This window comes from Maribacter litopenaei (assembly GCF_025244665.1).
Lineage (GTDB): Bacteria > Bacteroidota > Bacteroidia > Flavobacteriales > Flavobacteriaceae > Maribacter > Maribacter litopenaei.
In genome coordinates this window covers 3858077-3864532 of record NZ_CP104205.1, presented here as the reverse complement: position 1 = coordinate 3864532, position 6456 = coordinate 3858077, and the positions used below count along the sequence as shown (strand labels likewise).

Annotated in this window: 6 protein-coding genes and 2 pseudogenes; 1 reads left to right on the top strand and 7 read right to left on the bottom strand. The window is 39.7% G+C overall.

The window, feature by feature from the left end; all coding sequences use genetic code 11:
- Positions 1 to 230 precede the first annotated feature (230 nt).
- Positions 231 to 1100: an endonuclease/exonuclease/phosphatase family protein gene (locus tag NYZ99_RS20810; protein ID WP_338039472.1), complete on the bottom strand. Its 870-nt coding sequence runs from the start codon at positions 1098 to 1100 to the stop codon at positions 231 to 233.
- Positions 1000 to 1212 carry an endonuclease/exonuclease/phosphatase family protein gene (locus NYZ99_RS22605; RefSeq protein WP_338039189.1) on the bottom strand — a complete coding sequence of 71 codons (213 nt, stop codon included), beginning with the start codon at positions 1210 to 1212 and terminating at the stop codon, positions 1000 to 1002. The genes NYZ99_RS20810 and NYZ99_RS22605 overlap by 101 nt, the downstream gene beginning before the upstream one ends.
- Positions 1213 to 1377: 165 nt before the next feature.
- Between NYZ99_RS22605 and hflX the strand changes: the two genes are divergently transcribed.
- Positions 1378 to 2592, top strand: a complete 1215-nt coding sequence (gene hflX / locus NYZ99_RS20805) for a GTPase HflX (RefSeq protein WP_260572936.1) — start codon at positions 1378 to 1380, stop codon at positions 2590 to 2592.
- A 257-nt stretch (positions 2593 to 2849) separates the two neighbouring features.
- Here hflX and NYZ99_RS20800 read toward each other — a convergent pair whose 3' ends face one another.
- The 5 genes and pseudogenes from NYZ99_RS20800 to NYZ99_RS20780 form a co-directional block, all read right to left on the bottom strand.
- Positions 2850 to 3779, bottom strand: coding sequence for a DUF3078 domain-containing protein (locus NYZ99_RS20800; protein WP_260572935.1), 930 nt, complete (start codon positions 3777 to 3779; stop codon positions 2850 to 2852).
- A gap of 69 nt (positions 3780 to 3848) precedes the next feature.
- Positions 3849 to 4356, bottom strand: a pseudogene (locus NYZ99_RS20795) (DUF2480 family protein).
- Between the two features lie 6 nt (positions 4357 to 4362).
- Complete coding sequence (locus NYZ99_RS20790; RefSeq protein ID WP_260572934.1) at positions 4363 to 4695, bottom strand: SUF system Fe-S cluster assembly protein; 333 nt, start codon at positions 4693 to 4695, stop codon at positions 4363 to 4365.
- Positions 4696 to 4699: 4 nt separating this feature from the next.
- Positions 4700 to 5122, bottom strand: coding sequence for a SufE family protein (locus NYZ99_RS20785; RefSeq protein ID WP_260572933.1), 423 nt, complete (start codon positions 5120 to 5122; stop codon positions 4700 to 4702).
- Positions 5123 to 5195: 73 nt separating this feature from the next.
- Positions 5196 to 6410, bottom strand: a pseudogene (locus NYZ99_RS20780) (aminotransferase class V-fold PLP-dependent enzyme).
- Positions 6411 to 6456 lie beyond the last annotated feature (46 nt).

Below are 6456 nucleotides of genomic sequence, written 5' to 3'. Positions count from 1 at the left end.
GGCCACAAAAAAGTAATAGAAATAAGATTCTAAAACTTATACCTTTATGACAGAAGTATAATACGTAGTCCATATCACAATTAGTTTATGTAAGATTTGGACTACAATGATATTGAATGAAGCGTACTGTCTAATTAAGGAAAAGGAATTATTCGATGAACTACATAGCACATTCTAAAAGTATGTTGTGAAAGTGCATTTTCTTGAGGTTTGTAAGATTATTCCTTCTTTTAATGTTTGTTATATTTCAGAACAATATAAACTGGAAAGTGATCACTATACCCACCCAAATACTTTTTGCCAACAAAAGTTCTAAAGGGGTTTCCCTTGTACTTTCCTTTTATTTCCTTTAAAAAATCATGGTCAAAGATATTGGCCGTATCAAAACTGTGGCTTCCCTTTTGGTACTTGTAGAATTTGTGCGACAGTAGTATTTGATCAAAAAGGCTCCAGGTTCTTTTATAACTGGCACTGCCGCGAGACTTGGGTATATGTAGGCTTTCCATAGGGTTATGTAAACCTGAATTCTGTAAAAGTATTTGAATGCTATTCGAGGAGGGGTCGTCATTGAAATCCCCCATTACGATGTATTTAGGGTCGATTTCATCCTTTTGAATAGCGACCATTTTATCTTTTATAACCTCGGCCGCGGCGATTCTTTTATATTCCGTTAGTTCCGCGCCATCCCTTCTTGACGGCCAATGATTTACAAAAAGGTGTATTTTTTCGCCATTTAAAAGTCCACATACATAAAGAATGTCCCTTGTTGTATCACGTACCCCGTCAGGATTACTTACCATGAGCGCTAAAGCTTCGGAGCCCAGCACCTTGAAATACTTCCGATGATATATGAGTCCAGTATCGATACCCCGTTCATCGGGCGATTCATAATGCACGAAATCATAATCCACATCCACCAAGGGATCCGTTTCGATTAAATCCCTTAACACCGAATGATTCTCCACTTCCGCCACTCCTACAATCACAGGAGGGTAGGGATTAGCCGTGTGGCCAATCCTGTGAATCGTCTTGGCTAGTCCGAGATAATTTCTTGCGATACTTTTTGGGAGTCCATTTTTTGAATCCGTTCGGAGTAAAATCCTCATCCAGCGTTCTTGCATTATTCTCAGCGTCAAAAAGATTCTCCAAATTATAGAAAGCTATAGTAAATAATTGTTTTGATGTTTTCTTTTTGAAAAATGGAAATCGCATATTCTTTTTTTAGGCAAGAACTTTACTCGATAATCAAGATTAAAATGCTCCTTAGCTTGCCCCAAATTTAAAAATTTGTTCCTTCCAATGCTTTGACTATATACACCAAGGTATTTTACTGTTATAGCTTATTCTCTTTTCCGTAGTTTTGCACTTTACTATTTTATGCTAGAAAAGAAAACTACAGAATACGAAAAAGCAGTTCTAATTGGAGTCATCAATAGGGAACAGAATGAGGAAAAAGTCACAGAATATTTGGATGAGCTAGAATTCCTTACCTATACGGCTGGTGGGGAAGTTGTAAAACGGTTTATCCAACGTGTGGACGTGCCTAATCCAAAAACCCTCATTGGAAGCGGTAAAATGGAAGAGGTTGAACGTTTTGTGGAGGAAAATGAAATAGGCTCCGTTATATTCGATGATGAGCTAAGCCCTGCCCAGCAGCGAAACATTGAGAAGCAATTACGGTGTAAGATCATAGACCGTACCAGTCTTATTTTGGACATCTTTGCCCAACGTGCCCAAACCAGCTATGCTAGAACCCAAGTAGAACTGGCACAGTATGAATATCTTTTACCACGCTTGACCGGATTATGGACGCACCTGGAAAGACAAAAAGGGGGTATCGGGATGCGCGGCCCCGGTGAAACGGAGATAGAGACCGATAGACGTATCGTAAGAGATCGTATCACCCTTCTTAAGAAGAAGCTGGATAAGATAGATAAGCAAATGGAGACCCAACGTGGTAACCGTGGTTCCTTGGTACGTGTCGCCCTTGTTGGATACACCAACGTAGGAAAGTCTACCCTAATGAACGTTATCAGTAAAAGTGATGTATTTGCCGAAAACAAGCTTTTTGCCACTTTGGATACCACAGTGCGAAAAGTGGTTCTTGGAAACCTTCCTTTTTTGTTGAGCGATACAGTAGGTTTCATTAGGAAGCTGCCCACCCAATTGGTCGAAAGCTTTAAAAGTACCTTGGATGAAGTTAGGGAAGCAGACCTACTTCTTCATGTGGTAGATATTTCACATCCCCAATTTGAGGAGCATATCGACTCCGTGAATCAAATCCTTTCCGAAATTAAAAGTTCCGATAAAAAGACCATAATGGTCTTCAACAAAATTGACCAATATAAAAATGAGGTCATTGAGGAAGATGATTTAATGACTGAAAGAACCTCTAAACATTTCACTATTGAGGAATGGAAACGTACTTGGATGGAAAAGATTGGTGATCGGGCCTTGTTTATCTCTGCCTTGAACAAGGAAAATTTAGACGAATTCAGAAAGCGGGTGTATCAAGAGGTCAGGGACATACATGTGACCAGATTTCCATATAATAACTTCCTTTACCCTGAAAATTTGGACGAATATCAATAGTAATTTGTGTAGTTCATCGATCAAATTTATCCACTCGTATTTTACACCACATTTTGGGTCGGGTTCACAACATAAATACTGCCAAAGCAAGAAGTGGGCCGTACCTTTACCAGGTGTTTAAGTGATAGTGTTGACCCCAAATCAGTATTTAACTTCTTAAGCTAAAAGTAAAACCCCAAATTTTACGATACCTACTTAACCAAAAAGCCCTCCTAAAAAGGAGGGCTTTTTTTATGTTTTACAATTCGTTCGTCTTTTTAGAAGGCGTAGTTCAAACCAAAAAGTACGTAAGTCTGTAGGTCATTCTCTATATTGTCAAATGTAGCTGCCGGATTTGGAGTTGGTCCATTTAGAGCATAATTCAATGCTTCTTGCTTGTTGTTTCTCAAACCAAACTCAAATCCAAGTCCAATTCCATTCCAAAGGGTATATCCAAAGGAGTTGATCCAAGTATAGTTGGAAAGATTGCTACTCTTGTAACTTTGGAACATGGATAGATTGGTCTTAAAATTAACGGCACCGATTTTTCTAGTGTAATCCGCTACAATCTTGGCTCCCAAGGAAGATTCAAAAATGGTGTCATCACTACTGAACACAAAGTTATAGTTCAATGGATGGATTACAATGACCATATCTGTTATGGGTGTCCAAGTGGCTCCAACCCCAAGGTCCAAATATCCGGGATCATTAAAGTTGTTTAAAATGGTTGTTCTATATTCCCCCAAACCTGATATGGCAAATTTTTCGCTTAGTTTTTGACCGTAAAGCGACGAAATGGTAAATACATCGGATGCCTGCCTGAAGCTATCATCATCGTTTGGGTCATCCTTATCGTCAAATTTTACCCACGCAAGATTTACGTTCATGGAGTTTCTCCGGAAGAATTTTTCTTGTTTTAAGTTAGCGAAACCGTTAACGGTAACACCTATATTTCCTGAAGCATTGTTTGGAGTGCCTTGGGCATACCAGTTTTTAAAGTTGGTCAAATTTGCACCAATGGTACCGAACGCACCTTTTTTCCATCCTGGAAGGGCATCTATCTGTGCTTGAATAGCATCTACCCTACCTTGAATGGCCTTAATAGAATCCTTTTTAGGTGCCATCTGGGCTTTCAACTCTTCCTCTGTTTGCGCAAAACCAGCAGCACAACCAAATAGAAGAACAGCGATTAAAAAAATGTTTTTCATGATTTAGTGTTTAATTAATTAGACACCAAATGTACGAATAGTCGCTTTTTTGTCGCAGAAATTGCATAATTATTTGCGCTTGAAAAGGGGAACGGAAGAACAGGCTTCCCCATACATAACGGACTTTGCGACTTCCTGTAATCTTTGAATCAAGTAGATATAGGCGTTAGGGGGTACTGGTTTGTTGCTGCAACCTTTTACTATTACTGGCTTATCCCTATAGTCCGAATAGTCTAAACCACCCAAAATGTTATAATATAGAGAAGTTTCCATATCTTCCAAGGAACCCTGTACTACATGTTTGGCATAGGGCCTTAATTTGGTTGTTACCAACAAAAAAGCCCATCCTGGAATAATGGCATCACTGGAACAGGTAATGGCCACATAATTATTTTGATATTGGCTCCAATCATGTTCTCCCAATTTATTCCTAAACTCTTTTTCCCTAAGGATTATACCCTCATATAACCAGTCCTTAATGTCCAAAAGGATCCTTTTCCCGAGATGGATAATATTCCTCCAAGTTGAACGTAACCAATTTACTTTGGGCAACCCTATTTACGATTTCATCCTGCATAGGCACTTACAAAAGTCCAAGTTCCAATTTGGCCTCCTCACTCATCAAATCTTGGGTCCAAGGCGGGTCAAAGGTAATCTCTACCTCAGCATCCTTAATGGCATCCAAGGATTTTACTTTTTCCTCTACTTCCACGGGTAGTGTTTCTGCCACCGGACAGTTAGGTGATGTCAAGGTCATCAATATCTTCACCTCATTGTCCTCATTGACAAGAACGTCATATATAAGTCCTAGTTCGTATATGTCTACTGGAATCTCGGGATCATATATCGTCTTTAAGACTTTTACGATTTTCTCTCCTAAATCGGAGTTATCGGTTCCTACTACTTCTTCTTTCATCTTTTTATTTTATTTGGGTTTGATAGGCCACGGCATATAACTTCAACTGTTTGATCATACTCACCAGCCCGTTGGCCCTAGTGGGCGACAAGTGCTCCTTTAAGCCAATTTCATCAATAAAATCTGTTTCCGCCTCAATGATATCCTTTGGTTTTTGATTGCTAAAAGCACGTATTAAAATGGCAATGATTCCCTTGGTAATAATGGCATCGCTATCTGCGGTAAACACCAATTTATCATCTTTAAGCTCGGCATGAACCCATACTTTACTTTGACACCCTTTTATAATATTGTCATCGGTCTTGTATGCCTCATCTATCAAAGGAAGCGACTTACCCAATTCTATCATATACTCATAGCGTTGCATCCAGTCGTCGAACATGGAAAACTCGTCTATAATTTCTTCCTGTATTTCTTTTATCTGCATGGATTGCTTTTCTACAAAAGTACAATAGGAATTCTAGGGAATCAAAAGTTTAGTCTTCCTCTAACAAATTGCCTTACAACAACATGTTTCGAGCCCTTTCCACCGCCGACACCAATAAATCTACCTCGCCCTTGGTGTTATAGAAGCTAAAGCTGGCCCTAACCGTACCAGGTATTTGGTAAAAATCCATGATGGGTTGGGCACAATGATGACCGGTTCTTACGGCAATACCCAATTTATCCGAGAATAGTCCCAATATCATAGGGGTGGATTCCTTCGATATTAAATGAAATCACCGAAGTCTTATTTTTGGCCGTACCATAGATTTTCAATCCTTCTATCTTCAATAATTCCTGAGTGGCATAGTCCAATAATTCCGCTTCATACCCCGCTATATCTTTAAACCCAATTTGGTGCATATAATCAAGTGCGGCTCCAAAAGCGATACCACCACAAATATTGGGTGTCCCCGCCTCAAATTTGTGGGGCAAATCCGCATAGGTGGTCTTTTCGAAAGTCACTTCGACAATCATTTCACCGCCACCTTGATATGGAGGTAGTTTTTTCAACCATTCCTCTTTGCCATAGAGTATTCCTACTCCTGTTGGCCCACACATCTTATGGGCGGAGCAGGTATAGAAATCCACGTCCAAAGCCTGTACATCAGCAACAATATGAGGTGCGGCCTGGGCACCGTCTATCAATACAGCGGCGCCCACACCGTGTGCTTTTTTAATGATTTCGGCAATTGGGTTGATAGTTCCTAGGGCATTGGAAACATGATTGCAAAAAACCAATTTAGTTTTATCAGAAAGTAATTCAGCATATTCCTCCATAACCAGTTCTCCTTCCTTGTTCATGGGGATTACCTTAAGAATAGCACCTGTTCGCTCACACAACATTTGCCACGGTACAATATTGGAATGATGCTCCATGGCGGAAACTAGTATCTCGTCACCCTTTTCAAGTAGCGAAGAAAACCCATTGGCTACCAGATTGATGCTATGCGTCGTGCCCGAGGTAAAAATAATTTCATAAGGTTGGGCCGCATTAAAATGCTTACGGATTTTTATTCTAGCCTGCTCGTACTGGTCGTAGCCTCTTGGGAAAGGGTATGAACACCCCTATGAATATTTGCATTGTAGTTTTCATAGTAATCTACAATAGTATCAATAACCTGTTTTGGGGTCTGTGAGGTTGCCGCATTGTCCAAATATACTAGCGGTTGGCCATAGATCTTTCTATTAAGTATCGGGAAATCTTTGCGTATCTTATTTATGTCAAGCATATTACTGTAATGATATACAAAGATACCCGTTTATAATGGAAAAATA

What these genes read in the sequence shown, in the direction of transcription:
- NYZ99_RS22605 (WP_338039189.1), bottom strand. Translation starts at nt 1,212, where the DNA reads ATGCGATTTCCATTTTTCAAAAAGAAAACATCAAAACAATTATTTACT.
- hflX (WP_260572936.1), top strand. Translation starts at nt 1,378, where the DNA reads ATGCTAGAAAAGAAAACTACAGAATACGAAAAAGCAGTTCTAATTGGA.
- NYZ99_RS20800 (WP_260572935.1), bottom strand. Translation starts at nt 3,779, where the DNA reads ATGAAAAACATTTTTTTAATCGCTGTTCTTCTATTTGGTTGTGCTGCT.
- NYZ99_RS20790 (WP_260572934.1), bottom strand. Translation starts at nt 4,695, where the DNA reads ATGAAAGAAGAAGTAGTAGGAACCGATAACTCCGATTTAGGAGAGAAA.
- NYZ99_RS20785 (WP_260572933.1), bottom strand. Translation starts at nt 5,122, where the DNA reads ATGCAGATAAAAGAAATACAGGAAGAAATTATAGACGAGTTTTCCATG.